Source organism: Exiguobacterium sp. s121 (assembly GCF_018617245.1).
Classification (GTDB): Bacteria; Bacillota; Bacilli; order Exiguobacteriales; family Exiguobacteriaceae; genus Exiguobacterium; species Exiguobacterium profundum.
On sequence record NZ_JACSJV010000001.1, the window covers coordinates 406,375 to 424,373 of the forward strand.

21 protein-coding genes are annotated in these 17,999 nt (G+C 50.4%); 13 read left to right on the forward strand and 8 right to left on the reverse strand.

The genetic code is table 11. The annotated features are described in order from the left end of the window. On the forward strand, nucleotides 1-345 hold the full coding sequence (locus KOG47_RS02170; protein WP_074035945.1) for a YxeA family protein: 345 nt from the start codon (nucleotides 1-3) through the stop codon (nucleotides 343-345). Between the two features lie 69 nt (nucleotides 346-414). Here the strand turns inward: KOG47_RS02170 and KOG47_RS02175 are convergent, their stop codons facing one another. Continuing rightward, entirely contained in the window at nucleotides 415-840 is a 426-nt protein-coding gene (locus tag KOG47_RS02175) for a MerR family transcriptional regulator (protein ID WP_074035947.1), read from the reverse strand. Nucleotides 841-1,162: 322 nt separating this feature from the next. Between KOG47_RS02175 and KOG47_RS02180 the strand changes: the two genes are divergently transcribed. The 8 genes from KOG47_RS02180 (at nucleotide 1,163) to KOG47_RS02215 (ending at nucleotide 9,644) form a co-directional block, all read left to right on the forward strand. Beyond that, complete coding sequence (locus tag KOG47_RS02180) at nucleotides 1,163-1,372, forward strand: hypothetical protein (RefSeq protein ID WP_012727210.1); 210 nt, start codon at nucleotides 1,163-1,165, stop codon at nucleotides 1,370-1,372. A 68-nt stretch (nucleotides 1,373-1,440) separates the two neighbouring features. Then, nucleotides 1,441-1,581, forward strand: a complete 141-nt coding sequence (locus KOG47_RS02185) for a YvrJ family protein (protein WP_074035951.1) — start codon at nucleotides 1,441-1,443, stop codon at nucleotides 1,579-1,581. A 26-nt stretch (nucleotides 1,582-1,607) separates the two neighbouring features. Continuing rightward, nucleotides 1,608-1,820: a hypothetical protein gene (locus tag KOG47_RS02190; protein ID WP_159562870.1), complete on the forward strand. Its 213-nt coding sequence runs from the start codon at nucleotides 1,608-1,610 to the stop codon at nucleotides 1,818-1,820. A gap of 27 nt (nucleotides 1,821-1,847) precedes the next feature. After that, on the forward strand, nucleotides 1,848-2,060 hold the full coding sequence (locus KOG47_RS02195; protein WP_074035953.1) for a DUF2922 family protein: 213 nt from the start codon (nucleotides 1,848-1,850) through the stop codon (nucleotides 2,058-2,060). Nucleotides 2,061-2,184: 124 nt separating this feature from the next. Beyond that, nucleotides 2,185-4,914, forward strand: coding sequence for a hypothetical protein (locus KOG47_RS02200; protein ID WP_215243667.1), 2,730 nt, complete (start codon nucleotides 2,185-2,187; stop codon nucleotides 4,912-4,914). A 124-nt stretch (nucleotides 4,915-5,038) separates the two neighbouring features. Next, nucleotides 5,039-6,883 (forward strand): methyl-accepting chemotaxis protein, encoded by a 1,845-nt coding sequence (locus KOG47_RS02205; RefSeq protein WP_214690515.1) that lies wholly within the window; start codon nucleotides 5,039-5,041, stop codon nucleotides 6,881-6,883. A 200-nt stretch (nucleotides 6,884-7,083) separates the two neighbouring features. Continuing rightward, nucleotides 7,084-8,781, forward strand: coding sequence for a methyl-accepting chemotaxis protein (locus KOG47_RS02210; RefSeq protein WP_215243668.1), 1,698 nt, complete (start codon nucleotides 7,084-7,086; stop codon nucleotides 8,779-8,781). Nucleotides 8,782-8,894: 113 nt separating this feature from the next. After that, a complete protein-coding gene (locus KOG47_RS02215) occupies nucleotides 8,895-9,644 on the forward strand; it encodes an SDR family NAD(P)-dependent oxidoreductase (RefSeq protein WP_074035959.1) in 750 nt (249 codons plus the stop codon). Nucleotides 9,645-9,679: 35 nt separating this feature from the next. Here the strand turns inward: KOG47_RS02215 and KOG47_RS02220 are convergent, their stop codons facing one another. Beyond that, nucleotides 9,680-10,555 carry a hypothetical protein gene (locus tag KOG47_RS02220; protein WP_074035961.1) on the reverse strand — a complete coding sequence of 292 codons (876 nt, stop codon included), beginning with the start codon at nucleotides 10,553-10,555 and terminating at the stop codon, nucleotides 9,680-9,682. Nucleotides 10,556-10,674: 119 nt separating this feature from the next. Here KOG47_RS02220 and KOG47_RS02225 point away from each other — a divergent pair, with 119 nt between their 5' ends. Then, a complete protein-coding gene (locus tag KOG47_RS02225) occupies nucleotides 10,675-10,899 on the forward strand; it encodes a YobA family protein (protein WP_215243669.1) in 225 nt (74 codons plus the stop codon). 19 nt (nucleotides 10,900-10,918) lie between these two features. Then, nucleotides 10,919-11,083: a hypothetical protein gene (locus KOG47_RS02230; protein ID WP_012727200.1), complete on the forward strand. Its 165-nt coding sequence runs from the start codon at nucleotides 10,919-10,921 to the stop codon at nucleotides 11,081-11,083. Between the two features lie 11 nt (nucleotides 11,084-11,094). Here the strand turns inward: KOG47_RS02230 and KOG47_RS02235 are convergent, their stop codons facing one another. Then, a complete protein-coding gene (locus KOG47_RS02235; RefSeq protein ID WP_215243670.1) occupies nucleotides 11,095-12,252 on the reverse strand; it encodes a S1 family serine peptidase in 1,158 nt (385 codons plus the stop codon). A 134-nt stretch (nucleotides 12,253-12,386) separates the two neighbouring features. On the opposite strand from KOG47_RS02235, the gene KOG47_RS02240 reads away from it, so the two are divergent. Beyond that, nucleotides 12,387-12,947, forward strand: a complete 561-nt coding sequence (locus tag KOG47_RS02240; RefSeq protein WP_031422484.1) for an AAA family ATPase — start codon at nucleotides 12,387-12,389, stop codon at nucleotides 12,945-12,947. Nucleotides 12,948-12,980: 33 nt separating this feature from the next. Here the strand turns inward: KOG47_RS02240 and KOG47_RS02245 are convergent, their stop codons facing one another. The 5 genes from KOG47_RS02245 to KOG47_RS02265 are packed head-to-tail and all read right to left on the reverse strand — an operon-like array spanning nucleotide 12,981 to nucleotide 16,923. Further along, the gene (locus tag KOG47_RS02245) at nucleotides 12,981-13,676 is read right to left on the reverse strand and encodes a carbohydrate deacetylase (protein WP_215243671.1); all 696 of its coding nucleotides are present in this window, start codon (nucleotides 13,674-13,676) and stop codon (nucleotides 12,981-12,983) included. Beyond that, nucleotides 13,669-13,962: a PTS sugar transporter subunit IIB gene (locus KOG47_RS02250; protein WP_012727190.1), complete on the reverse strand. Its 294-nt coding sequence runs from the start codon at nucleotides 13,960-13,962 to the stop codon at nucleotides 13,669-13,671. Before KOG47_RS02250 ends, KOG47_RS02245 begins: the two co-directional genes overlap by 8 nt. Next, nucleotides 13,959-14,291: a PTS sugar transporter subunit IIA gene (locus KOG47_RS02255; RefSeq protein ID WP_084156011.1), complete on the reverse strand. Its 333-nt coding sequence runs from the start codon at nucleotides 14,289-14,291 to the stop codon at nucleotides 13,959-13,961. The genes KOG47_RS02250 and KOG47_RS02255 overlap by 4 nt, the downstream gene beginning before the upstream one ends. Further along, nucleotides 14,288-15,607, reverse strand: coding sequence for a PTS sugar transporter subunit IIC (locus KOG47_RS02260; RefSeq protein ID WP_215243672.1), 1,320 nt, complete (start codon nucleotides 15,605-15,607; stop codon nucleotides 14,288-14,290). Before KOG47_RS02260 ends, KOG47_RS02255 begins: the two co-directional genes overlap by 4 nt. Next, a complete protein-coding gene (locus KOG47_RS02265) occupies nucleotides 15,604-16,923 on the reverse strand; it encodes a 6-phospho-beta-glucosidase (protein WP_159562858.1) in 1,320 nt (439 codons plus the stop codon). The genes KOG47_RS02260 and KOG47_RS02265 overlap by 4 nt, the downstream gene beginning before the upstream one ends. Nucleotides 16,924-17,097: 174 nt before the next feature. Between KOG47_RS02265 and KOG47_RS02270 the strand changes: the two genes are divergently transcribed. Then, nucleotides 17,098-17,814: a GntR family transcriptional regulator gene (locus KOG47_RS02270; protein ID WP_012727186.1), complete on the forward strand. Its 717-nt coding sequence runs from the start codon at nucleotides 17,098-17,100 to the stop codon at nucleotides 17,812-17,814. Nucleotides 17,815-17,999: the final 185 nt, after the last annotated feature.

Below are 17,999 nucleotides of genomic sequence, written 5' to 3' on the forward strand. Positions count from 1 at the left end.
ATGAAAAAATGGATTGGAATTGCAATTGTTGCGATTGTATTGGTCGTTGGATTAACGCAGGTGGATTGGAATCGGATTGGGAAGGATAACCTTTTCGTTGAAATCGGAGGAGCGACGGATGTAGAAGAGACGACGCTCGAGAACGGCGATGTGATGAAGCGTTACATTTATACACAATCCGCGTTCACGGAGGAAGGTGACCAGAAAGAAGTCACCTTTACCGCCGGGAAAGAACTTCGGGAGGGGGCGTTCTTACGTCTTTATGTCAAAGATGAAGATACCGTGACTTCGTACGACGAAGTGAAACGGGAAGAGCTTCCTCGTCCAGTCATTGAGAAGTTGTAAAAAAAAATCATTCGTCACGAACATCATGACGAATGATTTTTTTTTGCCTACTCAGACGAGAGGAGTTTCCTAGGCATGGAGTTCAAGTTTGAGTATGTACGTTAGTTCATGATGCGCCAATTCAGAGAAGTTTGTTTTCTTCACATGTGTTCGTGGACGCAATCCGCATTCCAGTGCGATGTCGACGATGGTACGAATCTGATTTTCCGTATAGAATCGCTTCCGGCCGAACGTAAATGGGGTCGGTGGCAAGACGCCATCTGTTTCCCATTTGATCAATTGCTGTTGGCTGCGTGGGATGCCGGCCACGCTAAAGGCGCGACTCAATTCTTTGAGCGGATAGACCATTAGATGCTGCTCTTTATACGAAATTAGTTTTCCCTGTTCCGGTCGGTATGTATCCCATTCGGTCGCTGAAAACGTCAGGTCGGCTTGGTCGAAGTCGTGTTGAGCGGAAGGAATTGAGGCAAAGCTTGCGAGGTCTAGGCTGTTCATCGTGTATGTCTCCTTCTTCAAGACTGACTAGTGAAATTCAAAAAAATGCCCTCCTACGTATCGTACCCCATTTACAAGAATTTAACTTACAGTTTTTTCAAATGTGGGGAATAAATCATGGTACTTTTGACGTATTTTTGAATGCTGTCTGCCGAAGATTAAGATACCCTACTTAATATGAAAACTCAAGAAAAGTAGACAGAAATTGAAAAATGAATAAATATTCAGATAGTTTAGGACTATCGTCACTTATTGTTATAGAAAAATAGAATGAGCACTTCGACTTTGTAAGCGGTTAATAAGGACGAAGGAGGTGAGACAGATGGCAGCATATCGAGAAACGGCGACGATGCTTTATTTGGACACCCGGCGACAACTCGACGGCAAAGAGAAAAAGCAACTCGTCCGCTATGGACCGCTTGGAAGTCGGATGGATGAAGCGCGGATGAAACAGTTTGGTGACTTGATCAAGGCACTGATTGATGTGGAATCCGCCAACTACGTCGTGGCCCAAGAATTTCTAGTGTATTAACAGGGAGGACTTATGAAGAACCTCACTCGTCCCGCTGCCAATCCTCGGCACGATGAGCAGGTGGTCACATGAGTTGGCCCGAACTCATCTCAAATTTGGGGTTCCCTATCGTTGTCTCGCTCTATTTGCTTCATCGGATTGAGACGAAGCTCGATCGTATGATCCAGCTGCTCGAACGAATGGATACCTCGACCGCATCAGAAACCTAATCCCCTATTGAAAGGAGCCATCCCCCATGGCTGTCTTAACAGAGAAGAAAGCAACGTTCGTTTTGACGACGCATCATGACGTACAAACAGCAAAACCGACGAAAAAAGCACAACGGTTCGGTCCGATTCGTGCCGACCTGACGGCAGATACGATTGATGCGTTCGGTCGTCTCTTGATTGATCTCGTCATTCAAGAGGGAGCAGACCTCGGCATCGTCCGTGAATACGATTTAGTCTAACCCACATCTTAAGGAGGAGAATAACCCATGACTGACACGAAACTTGAAATCTCATTTTTAGATGCATTCCACAAGGTCGTACGCTTCCGCTTGAATAACGTGAAACAACCGGTCGAAGCCCAAAAAGTAGAAGCGCTTGCTGACTTCATGGTCGCCAACGATCCGCTCGCAAAGAACGTGATGGAGTGGACCGAAATCAAGATGATTGAAGGTACGCAGACCGTATTGAGTGAAAAGTAAGGTCAAGAAGCATCGCCATGGCGATGCTTCTTTTTATTTACATAATTATCTTTCAAAAATCATAATTAACAATTATATTAAAAGAAGCAAAAAATAAATAAAATAAGGAAGGGTTTGTAAAAAGTTGAAACGATATCTATATGCCATCATGCTGATGATGATGTTGCTTATGTTGCCAAAGCAGGAGGCGTTGGCTGCTTCTGTCATCGAAACCGGGACGAAACTTGAACAATCAATTAAAGTCATCCCGCAGTCACCATTTTATCTAGACTATCTGAACGGGAAGACGCGCCTGCATGACCCGAATAATCAGTCCACCGTTATCATTGACTATCCCGGGGACTTAACGACGCATTCATCTGGTGACGAAGGGAGCTACGGAGGTGTTCGCTCGTGGATTGCGAGTTTAGACAGACAGGAATGGATTGCCGTTCCGCAATATGACCAACCTCTCATCCGTATCCAACGAGACGGAACGACGTCTCGAATCGACTCCTTGGAATCACCACATCGGGCGTACCTCGTATCGTATGATGCCAGTCGAGACGTGATGCTCTGGCGTGATTCGTACAAAGGCGAGTGGGCGTTGACGGATATGAAAGGAACGGTCAAAAGGACTTACCCGCTCATTTCGGGACAAAGTCTGATATTAGGGACGAATCTTGATGAATTGATTGCATTCAACACGTCCGACAAGTCGATCACACACTTCTCACTCGACACGGGAGAAGAATTAGGAAAAACGACGTATCCGAATGAATCGTTGTCCATCGATTTTGAGTCGAAGACCGATCGACTCTTTATGAAAGGATCCAATCATTTATACGTCTACGATTTCGCAACCCGAACGATTCAAACGCTCAATTTGAACGGGCAGGTCCACTACGATCTCACGTCATTGGTCTATCACGATGGGATTTACTATGGTGTGACGTTTGATGATTCGATGGTCACGATTGATTTGGCGGAAGGTCGCATCACGGAGACGAGCTTGCGCACGCGCAACACGAATAGCGAGTTCGATTTAATCGAGAATGGGTATTTCGTGCAAGACGACCAGTGGTTGTTGTCAATCGAACGTTTCGGGCAAAAACCGAAAGAAATGTACACGTGGTTGAAAGCTACTGGCAACTCGGAGGAGGGGCATACGTGGCTGAATCATGCATATCAACTCATGGCGACCATCACAACCGTTGATGGGATCGAGCATAAGGTGCCTGTTGCTGAATTGCCGACGGATGTGACACAAGTCGAGTCGGCACAATCGTTCGCGGAAGGCTATACGATTCCATCATTTGATCAATCGTTCTCCGCTAAGGTCAGCTTTGCCATGCTGGACCATTGGAAGTCGTTCAAACCAGTCAAACAACTTCCGCTTCAAGTCGACACCTCGTTCGAATACGGAGCAGTCGGGGAGATTAGCGGAATGACGGCACCGAATGCGACCGTATATCTTTCGTGTGAAAAAGCATCGTTTGCTACGTGTTCGAGTCCCGTTCAAGCAGACGAGACTGGTCGCTTCAAGCTCTCGAATGGAATCATCGAAGGAAATCAAACAATCGAGCTATATGTTTCTGATGCATGGGATTACCGTCAAGCAACAGAAGCGTCTGTCAAAAAGAGATTTATGCTTGGACAGCCGGTAATCAACAATCCAACAAAAGTTCTGACAGACACTCGAATGGAAGGGGTCTCTATCCAGACAGAACCTCACGCAAAAGTGGAAGTAAGACAATTAAATTCGAAAACAGCATTTGAAGTGAAAGAAGTTCAGGCGGATGAACACGGTGTGGCGCAATTGACGACATACAGTTCTGACCAACCCTGGTCATACCGGATCTTTTTCCGTGTCCTTGGACAAGAACGTCCTTACGAGATGGTCTACGTTACGAAAGACTATCCGATGCCATCTTTTACGTGGACAAAACCACCAAAAACAGGTGACACGACGATTACCGTATTTAACGACAAGTTAGACCCGGTTCTCGCTGTTTCTCGTAACGGTAGATCCGAATCGGCGAAACGCCTGACGAAAGGTCTCAACGTCATCAACTTGAAAGAACCGCTACGCGAAGGCCAGACAATTAAACTTGTTGCGAGTTTTCGTCCAGAACTTACCCAAACGCTAGAGAAAAAAGTGACGAGTGACACACCAAAAGTATTGACGGTGAAAGATGTTCTCCTCACGTCTTCATCCGCGACGTTCACGTTGGCACACGATCCAAATACGGATATCAATTTCATCTCAAACGGAGTCGTACTCTATACTCGCGTTGTCGGGACGAATCGATATCATATTTCGGCAAAACCGGGAACAACAGTCATCATCGAATCTTCATACGGATCGAAACGAAAGACGCTAACGTATAGGCTACCAAGTGCGACAATCCCATCGGTGACGTTGACGGACGAACAGACGAAACGGGTCGGGAAGACACTACCGAACGCGACCGTGACGTTAAAGAATGGCTCGAAAGTCATCGCGACAACAAAATCGAATGCAAATGGGTCCTACACGCTCACGTTCAGCCGTCCTCGTGCTGGAACGAAACTCTATTTCGAGGCGAAGTCGGGTATTCATCGTGACGCGAAATCAGTTGTGGTTAAGTCGGGGATTCGTCCGACAATCAGCACAGGGACCATCCGTTCGACGACAAAATCAGTAGCGGTGCGAACGAACGTCCCGTATGGCACGCTATATGTCTACAACGGCAGTAAGTTAGTCGCCAAAAAGTCCATCGGCTCGACGACGACCAACGTCTATATCGGAACGCAGCGACGTGGGTCGAAACTGACATTCAAAGTCGTGACGCCTGCGAATCGAACGAATCAAACAACGAAATCTGTGTATTGAATAGTCAGAAGGTGACTCTTGCAGTTTGAGTCACCTTTTTTAAGTTTGGTCAATCCTCTTCATTATTTTCTGAAAATTGTCGATAGTATAGAAAACACTGCATGATTGAGAGGGGAATACATAGATGGCATGGAAATCAACATGGTCTAAGGCACTGAGCCGGATCAAACGAAAACCGACATGGACGTGGAAACCGACACTCAAATGGAAGCGCGGAGAGAAGCGTGAACGCACGACATCTTTCGGAGCGAACGTTGGAAAGAATTTGACGATTCGTCAAAAATTATGGGGGCTCGTCATCATATCGCTCGTCATGGTCTTTGGCGTCGGTGGTTACGCACTGTTTTCAATGAGTGACGCGAATCGTCAAGCGGATGATATCGTCAATAACTGGAACAAAGGGCTCGATTATGCTCATGAACTCAACACACTCGCCGCAAACTATCGAACGCTCGAACTCGATCACATCGTGACAGAGGATGCGACCAAAAAAGAAGAGCTCATGACACGGATGAAAGAGATTCGTGAAGAAATCAATACGATTGCACCAAAGTATGAAAAAACGGCTTCAGGTGCGGAAGACAAAGAACTATTCCAGAATTTCTCGCGTCAATGGGAGATGTATCAACGCGTCTCGGACAACATGTTGACGTTCAGCTCGACCGGTAACACAGGGATGGCGCGCTCATACTATGATGCGCAGTCCAAGTCTACATATGACAACTTCACACAAAAACTAGCGGACCTTGTCGACTACAACTCGGAAGGCTCACAACGTGTCGGACAGAACATGGAAAGTGAATTCATGCAGTCTCTTATGGCATTGATTGCCGTGACCATCGGGGCTGTAGCGATTCTCTTATTCCTCGGGCTCAGCCTGTTGCGCTCGATTATCCGACCGATGCGCACACTTCAGACGCGCTTTGATGAACTCGCGACACAAGGTGGCGATTTGACGATGACGATTCCGGTCACGTCGAATGATGAGATTGCACAAGTCAGTCGTTCATTCAACACATTCCTCGCGACACTACGTGAGATCATGATTGATGTCGACGAGACAGCGAAAGTCGTTCTCTCGTCTTCAAAAGACGTATCTGCTGAAGTGACGCGACTCAGTCACTATATGGAAGAGACGTCTGGAACGGTCGAAGAATTGACGGCTGGTATGGAAGAAACGGCAGCCTCTTCGCAAGAAATGAGTGCCTCGACGACAGAAATGGGAAGTTCGATCGATTCAATCGTCGACTTATCCAATGAGAGTGCCGAAACGGCAAATCGTGTCGAAGCTCGAGCGCACGAGATGCGGGAGCAAGCCGTTGTTTCGAAAACAGAAGCAGTGTCGATTATCGAGAAGAAACAGGTCGAACTCGCAGAAGCCATCAAAGGAGCACAGTCGGTTGAAGAGATTCGTGTCTTGACGACAGCTATTCTTGCGATTGCTGACCAGACAAACTTACTCGCTTTGAACGCTTCGATTGAAGCGGCACGTGCTGGTGAGGCAGGTCGCGGCTTTGCGGTCGTTGCATCAGAAATTCGCAAATTGGCGGAAAACTCACGTCAGACGGTCAACGAGATTCGTGACGTGTCAAACACGGTCATCGATTCGGTCGAACGACTCAACACGAGTTCGGAAGATATGTTGACGTTCCTCAATACGAAAGTCATGGCCGACTACGACCGTCTCGAAGAGTCGGCAACGCAATATGAACAGGATGCGACAGTGTTCGGAGAGACAGCGAAGACGTTCGAAGGTAACGCGCTTCAACTTCGCCATATGACGGACAACATTCTCGGTGTCATTCAAGAAGTGGCGACGACCGTGACAGAAGGCGCGGACGGAACGCAGTCGATTTCAGAGAAAGTTCAACTCTCAGTCGAGCGTTTCAACGACGTTCAGGCGAAGATGGGCGAAACAGAAAAACGGGCGACCGAACTCTCGAATCGCGTGGCGCAATTCAAGCTATAAGCAAGACTCAGAACCAGGCAGATGTCTGGTTCTTTTTTTGTGCCCAGTACAAAAAAATAAAAAGATAGGTCAATACATAAATGAATTTCAAATTGTTGGTACAAATTAGGCTGTTGTGTCCGATAAAGAAAAGGCAATACATAAAAATAGAGAGAAAAAGAGGTGGAAGAGGAGATTACTCCTCGTAGTACGTGAAAAAGATGTTGAACGAATGGACGTTATCAAGAAAAATCATGACGAGTATCGGTTTGATTCTAATTTTGACAATCGTTGGAATGGGATACAATCTGTGGACGCTCGACCGGATGACGAGTCAATATGAACACATGATTTCAAACGATGTCATGAAGATGAAAGCGGCAGACGACTTGGCGCTCGGGATGGTCCGTCAAGCGTATGGTGTCCGCGGGTATGTGCTCCTACAGGATGAGGAGCGCAAACAACAAATCAGCCGGGGCGGAGAAGAGAAGAAAGCCGCCATCGAATCGTTGATTGAACTCGCGGACAATAAGACCGAACGAAAGGAATATGAATCGTTACTCGGATACGCGACAGGATATGATGAGTTGGCGACACAAGCCATCGCGGCGATAGACTCAAAAGATCAAGAAGCAATCGATCGATTAGTATTCCGTCTCATGCCGGACGTGACCAAATCCATCTCATCGACAGGTGAGACGTTACAAGCCGAAACAGAAGAGCAGTTAATTGCGATGCAAGCCGAATTGCAGGAGGCAGGTGAGCGTGCCTTTTGGTACTCAGTCGTCATCGCAGTTGTCAGTCTGATACTGATGTTTGGTGCCGGATATGCCATTAGTCATATGGTCACGACCCCGTTGCGATTCCTAGCGAAAGAGGTAGAAGTAGTCGCGGAAGGTGATTTGACCCGCGATGACCTTCAGGCGCTCACGCAAGATGAAATCGGACAATTGATGACCGGATTCAACCGCATGAAGGGTAATTTGCGTGAACTCATTGACCGCGTCACCCAAAACGCACAGGAAATCACAGCACAATCGGAAGAACTGTATGCGAGTACGGAAGAGATGGCGTCACAGACGGAGGAAACGACACGTCTCATCGACCGAGTCGTGGAAGAAACGGTCGCGCAGGCGAAAGAAGCGACTGGAACATCTCAAGCGGTGGCTGCTGCCGATGAAGGCATCGGTCGTATCGCTGGCTCGATCGGCTCGATTGACGATGACGTGTCACAGAGTTTGAAGCTCGCCGAAGAAGGTGGTGCGACGATGGCTCAGGCGAAAGACGAGGTGCTCGCACTGGAGCGGGAGACACGTCTGACGGGAGAATCGATTTCGGCATTGAAGCAACAGTCTGACGAGATCGCCCTTATCACCGAGGTCATTCAATCGATCACCGACCAGACGAACTTGTTGGCATTGAACGCGGCCATCGAAGCGGCACGTGCCGGTGAGCAAGGAAAAGGGTTCGCCGTCGTTGCAGAAGAAGTGCGTAAACTTGCCGAGCAGTCGAAACAGTCGGCGACACAGATCGCCGGGTTGATCGAGTCGATTCAGACACAGTCGAACGCTGTTCTCGACCAACACGTCGTCAGTGCGAAACGCGTCGAGACGAACACGTTGTTGCTCGAACGAGCGACACGCGCATTCGAACAGATTGTCAGTCAGCTCGAGACATCAGTCGATAATACGTCACATATCCGCATCGCCTCGCATGAGATTGCGGAGACGACGAAACAAGTTGCGACGTCCTCTCTTCAAATGTCACAAGACAGTGAAGGGATGGCCGACACGATGCGTACGGTCGGTGAGACGGCTGACGCCCAACTCGCGATGATTCAAGAATTGAACGGTGTCGCCGAATCACTCGGCAATATGACGAGTGACCTGCAGACACTGATTGGTCGATTCACGACATAAGTTGAAAGCCCTGTCTCCTTGGAGTCAGGGCTTTTTCGTTCACATCGAAACGATTTGCGATGAAGAAAGTGGGGAATGAACAACAAGGTAAACGACAAAAAGGAGTGGATAATATGAAGTATACGGTCATTACAGGAGCCAGTTCAGGTATCGGGTATGAGACAGCGAAGTTGCTCGCTGAAAAGGGAAAGTCGCTCGTGCTCGTCGCAAGACGAAAAGAAGAGCTCGAATCGTTGCGTGATGAAATCAAATCGATCTCGTCGGACAGTGACGTCATCATCAAATCGACCGACCTATCATATAGCGAGAACGTGTACGGATTATATGAATCGCTTGCGGACCTCGACATCGAGACGTGGATCAACAATGCGGGATTCGGGGATGCAGATCTCATCAAGGACGTCGACCTCGGTAAAATCGAGAACATGATTCGTTTGAATATCGAGGCGCTCACCGTCTTATCGAGTCTATACGTTCGAGATTATCATGATATCGAAGGGGCACAGCTGTTGAACGTGTCGTCTGTCGGGGGATATCGAATCGTCCCGAACTCGGTCACGTATTGTGCGACGAAGTTCTTCGTGAGTGCATATACGGAAGGACTCGCACAAGAGTTGAAGCAGAGTGGGGCCAAACTTCGGGCGAAAGTACTCGCACCGGCCGCAACGGAGACGAGCTTTGCCGACCGGGCTCGCGATACGGAAGGATTCGACTACAGTGAGAACGTCGCGAAGTATCACACGGCGCGCGAGATGGCAGAATTCCTATGGGAGTTACTTGAAGGCGACGAAGTCGTCGGAATTGTCGATCCGGAGGACTACTCGTTCAGCCTGCGTGGACCGATTAAACCGTATGCCGGATAAACAAAAACATCACGCCCTGTTGGCGTGATGTTTTTTTAGGATGTCGGTACAGAGTAGCCACCCGTGAAGCGGTGTGTCAGGCGACGTGTCAAGTAACGTAACCGAAGGCGCCATACATAAAACTGTGACGTGTTCGGAAGAATGACGTTGTCGACGTATTCGGCGAACATATGGCGGAACATCCGCTCTTCACTGCGGTCATAGGTCGCACTCCACATCCCGTGATTCTCGACTTCAAGGAGCATCCAAATCATCTCATCGGTAAGCGGGTCATCGTCCTTCAACTCGGCCGTCAGTGCAGCGAAACGATGGCTACACATAGACGCGTATAAGGAATGGGCATGCGGATCATGCGGGTTTAATGTTAAGTAACCACTCGCCGTCTTCATCAGTTCATCGACCATATCGAGCGGAATGTCGTCATACACTTGAAAAAATTCGAGCAACATCGGGACGGTGTCCGGACCAAATCCGGCAAGCCGGACATAGTTCATGATATGAAGACCGGCCTCGCCATGGAATTTGCGGTCGAAGTAGTGGACGGCAAGGGCGCGATGCATGATTGGGACATCCGGATAGCGTTCGACGCCACGGAGAAAGTGTTGTTCAGCCTCGAACGTGAACCCGGTGTCTTCACTGACAAATCCTTTTAACATATGAAGAATGTAGTGGTCACCGAGCGAACTCGCTTTCTCGAGCCACGGTTTGGCCGAATCGGTGTCACCTTCTCGAATATATGGATAAGCACGCATCGCCGGGAAGAATGGGTCGTCCGGGAACGCGGTCTCGCCCCGTGTCGCCATGTCATTGATGGCTTCAGCGTTATAAGCTTCCGTTAATTCTGCGAGGAGCATCATCTCAAGGAACGTGCGCTGGAACTCTGGGGTGTGTAAATCGATCGTTTGTGTCATAGGGTGTCCTCCTCACAAGTACTAGTGTCGCTCTATTATACTTGTTCTTGTCACAGTCGAGTAGCATCTTTTGCAAAAACGGGAAATGGAAAGTAAGGACCGGAAAGGAGGGGAACGGCATGGCGACGTTCACTGGATATGTCGCAGAGGTGATGGATGAGAAAATCCGCGTCACGCCGACGCGGGAGGCAGAACCGTTTGATGGTATCGTGTTTCATGTACCGAGACCTCTTTTGGATGAGACACAGCTTCTCATCGGACAACAGGTTCGAGTCGAGCATAATGAACGGTTGACGCGCTCCTTGCCACCGCAAGCGACGGCACGTCGGGTCGATGTGTTATGATGAGGACGAGGTGAATGACATGGGACAACGGAACTTTCTATGGCTTGGAGCTGTCGTCGGCTTCAGTGCCCTCGTCGTCTGGTTATTGCAAGACGCGCTCCCGTTCTGGGCGCTGTCGATTCTACTGCTCGGACTAGGAGCGGTGCTCGGCAATCTCCAACGACGTTTCACACGTGACGAATAACAAGCACTCCATCATTCGGATGGAGTGCTTGTGTCGTTTTCTTCTTCATTTATGTTTTCTTCAGGGTCCGGATCGTCTTCGACGATGGAGTCCTCATCCCCGCCTGGTTCGAGCGTCGTCGGTTCTTCTGGCTCCGCTGGTTCTTCCGGTTCGCTCGGTTCCTCCGGCTCAGTCACCGGAGGATCGTCTTCAATCGGCTCTTCCGTTTCCGGTGGATCCGTCGGTTCCTCCGGTTCACTCGGCGGTTCCGCAGGTTCTTCTGGCGTCACTTCAGGTGTCGTCGGTTCGGGCTCTTCCACAACCTCCTCTTCGACTTCTTCCTCGACCGGTGCCTCCGGTTCAGTGACAGGTGGGATTTCAGGTTGTGCCTCAGGAATAGAAGGCGTTTCCGGAACGACGACCGGTTCTTCTGTCAAATCCGGTTTGATCGGTTCAACCGGTGCGAGTTCGATAGGGGGTGGTGCCGGTGTATCTTTTGCGATGAACGTACGGATGTCTTGTTCAAATAATGCGGTCGGCAAGGCGATCCCACGCAAATGGATGGCGACGACTCGCCCGGATGCTGAAAGAAGTGGACTGCCATACGCATGACGTGGCAATTCAAAGTTTCGGCTATAGCCGTTCTCGGCGAATGTGACCGTACCGTTGATGCGTTCTTGCATCGTCAATGTGGTCAACGTCTCGTCCTCTGCGGCGATCGCTTGCGTGAGTGTGTATGGTGTGTTCTCCGTCTCTTCGATTCGAATGACAGCAATGAGCTTCGTCCGACCGACGACGGTGCCGGAGACGGCCTCACCGTCATGGTACATGATGATATTCGTCAACCCGGCCACATTCGAGGCGGCGGTGACGACATCGCGTGAGCTCACCAAAAATCCCGTTCCGTAACTGACGGTGAAGAGGCTGTCCTGTAAGGCGGCGAAGTCGACCGGTGTCGCTTCGTCAGCGGAGACCGTATCTTCCCTAATCGGCAAGTTGACCTGATCGGCGAGCGAGTCGGTCGAACGTAGCATGTCCTTGAAATAGGCGTTTCCAATGAAGGTGACAAAGGTAATGAGTGCGATAGCGAATGGAGTGGCAAATAACCAAATCGTGCGACGTGAGCGGCGGCCACACGTCGGGCAGACCGTTTTCGATCGTGTCTTCTTTCCGCAGTGGGGACAAGTCACGGGGGCACCTTCTTTCTAAAAAGTTCGATGCTATGCTTATTCCTTCATTTGGAAAGAGGTAAACAAATATTTTGGAGGGGTCACACATTTTAAGTCACATGATAAAATCTTCAAAAGATATAGGGGGAAATCCAATGAAATTCATCATCTTATTTGGTCCACAAGCCGTCGGCAAGATGACGGTCGGACAGGCGCTCGCTGACAAAACCGGACTGAAATTATTCCATAACCATATGACGATCGACCTCGTCGGACCGTTCTTCAATTACGGGACGCCGGAAGGGAAGCGACTCGTCCAACACTTTCGTCAAGAACTGTTCGAGGCGGTCGCCAAGAGTGATTTACCCGGCATGATTTTCACGTTCGTCTGGGCGTTTGACATGCAGGAGGACTGGGATTACGTGAAGAAGGTGACGGGCTTGTTCGAGTCACACGGGGCGGACATCTACTATGTCGAGCTCGAGGCCGAGATAGAGGAACGCCTTGCGCGCAATACGACGGAGAACCGCCTCACCCATAAACCGTCGAAACGTGACATCGCTTGGTCCGAAGCGGAACTGAAGCAGACGGCGACGATGTACCGATTGAACTCACGTCCGGGGGAATTAGACGTCGAGCATTATCTTCGGATCGATAACACGAACTTAAGTCCGGAAGAGACAGCGGCACAGATTCAACAAGCATTTGACCTATGAAAAAGCGAGTCCCCACATGGGAACTCGCTTTTCTCATGCCCACCATTCGGGGCGTTCATAGTCGACCAACACCTGTTTTTCGAGGAGGCGTGGTACAAGGTATGAGGTGACGTTCGGAAGACGATCATCGATGTCGGCCGGATGGACCATCACTTCGATGGATCGTCCTGGTTCGATGGCGTCGAGCGTCGCATGGGAGACACCGTCCGCATAGAACTGATCACTGAACCGTTCGGTCACCCACAAGTCTCGGCGTGACCCGAGCGTCGTTAAGGCCCGAAACGTCGTGTCATATTCTTCAGCGAGACGAATGATGACGTCATGCAGAACCGACCAACCGTGAATGTGATGGTGGCTGTCGAGATGGTCGAGTGGAAGTCCTGTCGCAAGGAATGCCTCGATTTGGGCTTTCCACTCCAGATAGACGAGTTCCGGGTCAGGCGAGTCTTCAGTCATGAAGCGGCTCGTGTAGCGGAACGTGCCATCTTCTTTCGTGAGGGGAGAACTCGTGTCGGCGAGCGGTTTGCCCCAAGACAAGACGAGATGGACCCCGACACGGAGCGACGGATGTTGTTTCGCGAGTCGGACCGCTTCCTCGACGGCATACCCGTTCATGATCATCGTCGCCGAATTGACGATTCCATTCACGTGACTGTCGAGTGTGCCGGCGTTCACACCCGTCGTCAAGCCGAAGTCATCGGCGTTGACGAGGACGAACGTTTTAAGCATTGACGAGACCGAGTGCCTGGTCGAGGACCAGATCGCCTTTCATCATCCCATACGCCATGTTATCGATGACCGCGACCGGGACGTCGACGGACGACTTGATTTTGCCTTCGAGGTAGCGGACTTGTGGTCCGATCAAGATGACGTCGACGTTCGACTGTTCTTTCAAGCGCGACTCCGGAATCGCGTCAATGGATGCGTCGAGTCCGCGTGCGGCAGCTTCCTTCCGCATTTTTTCCACTAAGATTGATGTCGACATTCCTGCCGAGCAGACGAGTAAGATGTTCATGTCGTTTCCTCCAATCGATTCAAACGGGTGATCATGTCAATCATTTCGACGGCGAGTTCTTTCACGGTCATCGCCGTCATAAGATGGTCTTGTGCGTGGACGAGGAGGACGCTCATGTCGCTCGTCGTCCCCCGTGCCTCTTCTTGTAACAGCTCCGTTTGTAGCTTGTGTGCGTCCAAGAAGGCCGCGTCGGCTTCTTTCAACTTTGCCGCCGCTTCGTCCGCTTCACCGCGTTTCGCGGCAGCGATAGCCTCGAATGCAGAGGAGCGTGCATTTCCGGCATGTAAGATAATCATAAACGAGAGTTCTTGGATGGTTTCGGTTTTCACGAAATCTTTTCTCCTTCCTCAGTAGCAGCTTTGTTTTTATTGATTTCGGCTGTCATCGCCTTCGCTCCTGCAATGACGAATGGAATATACATCGCTGTCGCAATCGACAAGTTGACGATTTGGAGCAAGACGCCGCGAACGCTACCGCCCGTTACCAAATAGCCACTGATGATTGGTGGTGTTGTCCATGGGACGATGGCGACTGTCTTCGGAACCATGCCTGTCGAGAGCGCGATATAAGAGACGATGGTGAGCGTGACCGGCACTAAGATGAACGGTACGAGCATGATCGGGTTCAATACGATTGGAAGACCGAAGATGACCGGTTCGTTGATGTTAAAGAGACTGGCTGGTGTCGACAGTTTTGCCACTTGGTGATACGGGTGATTCCGTTGTTTGCGGACGACGATGAAGATCGCGAGTAAGAGCGCGAACGTCGTACCCGATCCACCCATGAAGACGAACGCATCCAAGAACGGTTTTGTGACCGTGTACGGTACATCAAACGCTGACGTTCCAGCTTGGAAGGCAGCCAAGTTTTGCTCGATGAGCGGGAGATAGACCGGTTCGATGACCGAGCCGATGATGTTCGTCCCGTGAAGCCCGAAGAACCAAAGGATGTGGTTCAAGAAGGCGATGAGCAAGGCAGCCGGGAGTGAGTCGCCGAATCCTTGGAGCGGTTGTTGGATCGCTTTAAAGATGACTTCAAATACACTGAGTTCGACGACGAGCGTCATGAAGAGCTGGAATCCTGCGACAACCGTCAAGATGATCATTGATGGGATGAGCGCTTGGAATGAACGTGTGACCCCGCCTGGTACACCTTCTGGCATCTTGATCGTCAGTTTCGTATTGATGAGGTAGCGGAACATTTCTGTAACGACAATCGATACGATGATGGCGACGAAGAGACCTTGTGCGCCGAGCCATGCGAAGTTGAGACCCCAGTCAGCAGTGACAGGTACGAGCATGATATACGAGGCGAGCGACAAGATCCCCGCCGCGAGCCCGTCAATCCCGTATGAACGGGCCAAGTTATACCCGATCGAGAAGGCGATCAGGAGCCCGAGTATCGCGAAGGACGCATTCCAAATGCTACCGCCAAGCCCTTGCCAATTACCTTCGCCGAACATACTGTTCATCGATCCGACGAAGTCGAGTGAGAGACCACCGATGTTGATGGCTGGGAAGTTGTTGATGAGGACCGCGAGCGACCCGACGATGATGAGTGGCATGACGGAAACGAATCCGTCACGGATGGCGACTAAGTGCCTTTGGGACCCGATACGTCCCGCGATTTCAATAAACTTGTTCATGAGTAAACCTCCTTCTTAAATTGGGGTAGGTACGCCTCGTGCGCTGTGAACAGCTCTTTAAGAAGCGGGTCGATCCGTTTCTCGTCCTGGATGAGCGGGTTCATGAGGCAGGCAAGGTAGGCGTCCTCGTACGTGCCGGATACAGCCGCTTGGATGGCGAGCTGTTCAAACGTTTTTAAGTTCGTGATGAGCCCACGGATTGGTAGCGGTAACGCGCCGATAGAGATTGGGCGAGGTCCCGACTTCGTGATGACGGCGTTCACTTCGATGACCGCGTCGTCTGGTAAATCTCGAATCGTGCCGTTATTGAGCGTGTTGACCGTCTGGATGTCACCGCGGTCGTTGTGAATCGAGTCCATCAAGTTGCAGGCGGCGTCTGAATAGTAGGCGCCTCCACGTTTTTCAAGCTCTTCCGGTTTGACGGCGAGATCGACGTCTTTGTATTTCTCGAACAACTGTGCCTCGACTTGTTGCACGACTTCGGCACGGGTGCCATTTTGTGCGTACGCCTCAAGATCTTTCTTCAACACATCTTTCGTCTGGAAGTAATACTGGTGATACGGGTTCGGTAACATGCCGAGTGACGATAGGAACGATTCGCTCCAACCGAGACCGACGATGTTCGCCGGCGAGTAATCGTTGCCTGAGTTGAGCGAGGCGAGGACGTCACTCGTCCGGTCCACGCCGTCGACCCATACGTGACGACCGAAGACGAAGTGGTTCAATCCGATAAATTCAATCGCGACTCGTTCGACAGGTGTCTCGAGGATCTCAGCGACCGAGTTTCGCATGTTGAACGGGATGTTGCATACACCGATGACCTTCTTATGAGATGAGTGCTTGAGTACGGCCTCGGTGACGATGCCCGCCGGATTGGTGAAGTTGACGAGCCAGGCATCCGGACAAATCTCGGCGACTTCATTTGCCAAGTCGATCAAGACCGGGATGGTACGGAATGCTTTGAATAATCCGCCTGCGCCGTTCGTCTCTTGCCCGATGAAGCCGTGCTTGAGCGGGATGCGTTCATCGAGCGCGCGTGCCTTGAGTCCACCGACCCGAATCTGTGTGGATACAAAATCTGCGCCGACGAGTGCGGCTCTTCGATCGAGCGTCCAACTGAGTGTGATCTCGGCGTTTGCTTTTTCAATCATCCGCTGAGCGAGACGACCGACAATCTCTAGTTTCTCCCTCCCTTCTTCGATATCGACGAGCACAATCTCCCGAACGGGGAACGTTGCTTGTCGATCAATCAATCCTTCGATGATTTCCGGGGTGTAACTGGACCCACCGCCGATGATGACGACCTTGACTGCCATGGTGCCAACTCCTCCTTTTGAAAGCGATTTCTTTTTGTCGTAACAAATATAACAAATGATACAACTTTCGGCAATATAAAAAATACAAATAATACAAATAAGTTTTTGTATTTGCATTTGTATGCTTGCTGTATCACAATAAAGGAACCAACCCAACGTAAAGGAGATGGAGACATGTCGCAATCGACGCTCCAAACCGCAATCAAGGATGAATTGTTGTCCCGCATCAAGAGTGGGCACTATAAAGAAGGGGAAAAATTTCCGACCGAATACGCGCTTTGCGAGGAGTTCGATGTGAGCCGGACGACGGTGCGTGGCGCCCTCAACCAGTTGACGACGGAAGGCTATCTGGTCCGTCAACAAGGTCGCGGGACGTTCGTCGCCGGGAAGAAAGTACAACAGACGTTGTCGTACACGCCGAACAACTATGCGGCCCAGCTTGCCGTTCAAGGGAAACGTGGGCAAGTCGCCTTGATCGACATCTCGGTCATCTCGGCTTCCGGTCAAATCGCATCGGTGTTTGAAGCGGAAGACAACGCCCCGATTCAAAAGATTGAGCGAATCCGTCATGCGGACGGGGAACCGACGCAGTATGAGGTCTCGTTCATCCCGTGGCAGATCGCACCGGGGATCACGAAAGAACAGGCGGAGCATTCACTCTTCCGGACACTAGCGGAGGTCCATGACGTTCATGTCGCGAAGACGACGGAGGCATTGGAGATTGCCTTAGCTGATGAGAAGGTGAGTGCGCTCCTCGACTGTCCACTCGGATCACCGTGCTTCCATATCGAGACGGTGACAGAGGATGAGTCGGGACGGGCGATTGAATACTCACGCTCCTACTTCCGCGGGGACAAGACGAGCTTCGTCATTGAACGGGATTATAACTAATAAAAGCGCCCGACTGTTTCGTATGGAAACGGTCGGGCGCTTTGTTCGTTTAACCTGTAACAAAAAGAAACATGGTCATTTTGAGTGTGAATGACTATGTTCAACAAAACTGAGTACGAATCTCTTATATTCGCAACAGCCGATTCCAGACTGCATTCTGGACCACCTCATCCACTCTTTTTTGT

Bases quoted from the DNA above. Each gene is read 5' to 3' on its own strand.
- KOG47_RS02180 (WP_012727210.1), top strand. From the start codon at position 1,163: ATGGCAGCATATCGAGAAACGGCGACGATGCTTTATTTGGACACCCGG.
- KOG47_RS02195 (WP_074035953.1), top strand. From the start codon at position 1,848: ATGACTGACACGAAACTTGAAATCTCATTTTTAGATGCATTCCACAAG.
- KOG47_RS02270 (WP_012727186.1), top strand. From the start codon at position 17,098: ATGTCGCAATCGACGCTCCAAACCGCAATCAAGGATGAATTGTTGTCC.
- KOG47_RS02220 (WP_074035961.1), bottom strand. From the start codon at position 10,555: ATGACACAAACGATCGATTTACACACCCCAGAGTTCCAGCGCACGTTC.
- KOG47_RS02175 (WP_074035947.1), bottom strand. From the start codon at position 840: ATGAACAGCCTAGACCTCGCAAGCTTTGCCTCAATTCCTTCCGCTCAA.
- KOG47_RS02245 (WP_215243671.1), bottom strand. From the start codon at position 13,676: ATGCTTAAAACGTTCGTCCTCGTCAACGCCGATGACTTCGGCTTGACG.
- KOG47_RS02250 (WP_012727190.1), bottom strand. From the start codon at position 13,962: ATGAACATCTTACTCGTCTGCTCGGCAGGAATGTCGACATCAATCTTA.
- KOG47_RS02185 (WP_074035951.1), top strand. From the start codon at position 1,441: ATGAGTTGGCCCGAACTCATCTCAAATTTGGGGTTCCCTATCGTTGTC.
- KOG47_RS02230 (WP_012727200.1), top strand. From the start codon at position 10,919: ATGGGACAACGGAACTTTCTATGGCTTGGAGCTGTCGTCGGCTTCAGT.
- KOG47_RS02215 (WP_074035959.1), top strand. From the start codon at position 8,895: ATGAAGTATACGGTCATTACAGGAGCCAGTTCAGGTATCGGGTATGAG.
- KOG47_RS02170 (WP_074035945.1), top strand. From the start codon at position 1: ATGAAAAAATGGATTGGAATTGCAATTGTTGCGATTGTATTGGTCGTT.
- KOG47_RS02240 (WP_031422484.1), top strand. From the start codon at position 12,387: ATGAAATTCATCATCTTATTTGGTCCACAAGCCGTCGGCAAGATGACG.
- KOG47_RS02210 (WP_215243668.1), top strand. From the start codon at position 7,084: ATGTTGAACGAATGGACGTTATCAAGAAAAATCATGACGAGTATCGGT.
- KOG47_RS02260 (WP_215243672.1), bottom strand. From the start codon at position 15,607: ATGAACAAGTTTATTGAAATCGCGGGACGTATCGGGTCCCAAAGGCAC.
- KOG47_RS02265 (WP_159562858.1), bottom strand. From the start codon at position 16,923: ATGGCAGTCAAGGTCGTCATCATCGGCGGTGGGTCCAGTTACACCCCG.
- KOG47_RS02225 (WP_215243669.1), top strand. From the start codon at position 10,675: ATGGCGACGTTCACTGGATATGTCGCAGAGGTGATGGATGAGAAAATC.
- KOG47_RS02205 (WP_214690515.1), top strand. From the start codon at position 5,039: ATGGCATGGAAATCAACATGGTCTAAGGCACTGAGCCGGATCAAACGA.
- KOG47_RS02190 (WP_159562870.1), top strand. From the start codon at position 1,608: ATGGCTGTCTTAACAGAGAAGAAAGCAACGTTCGTTTTGACGACGCAT.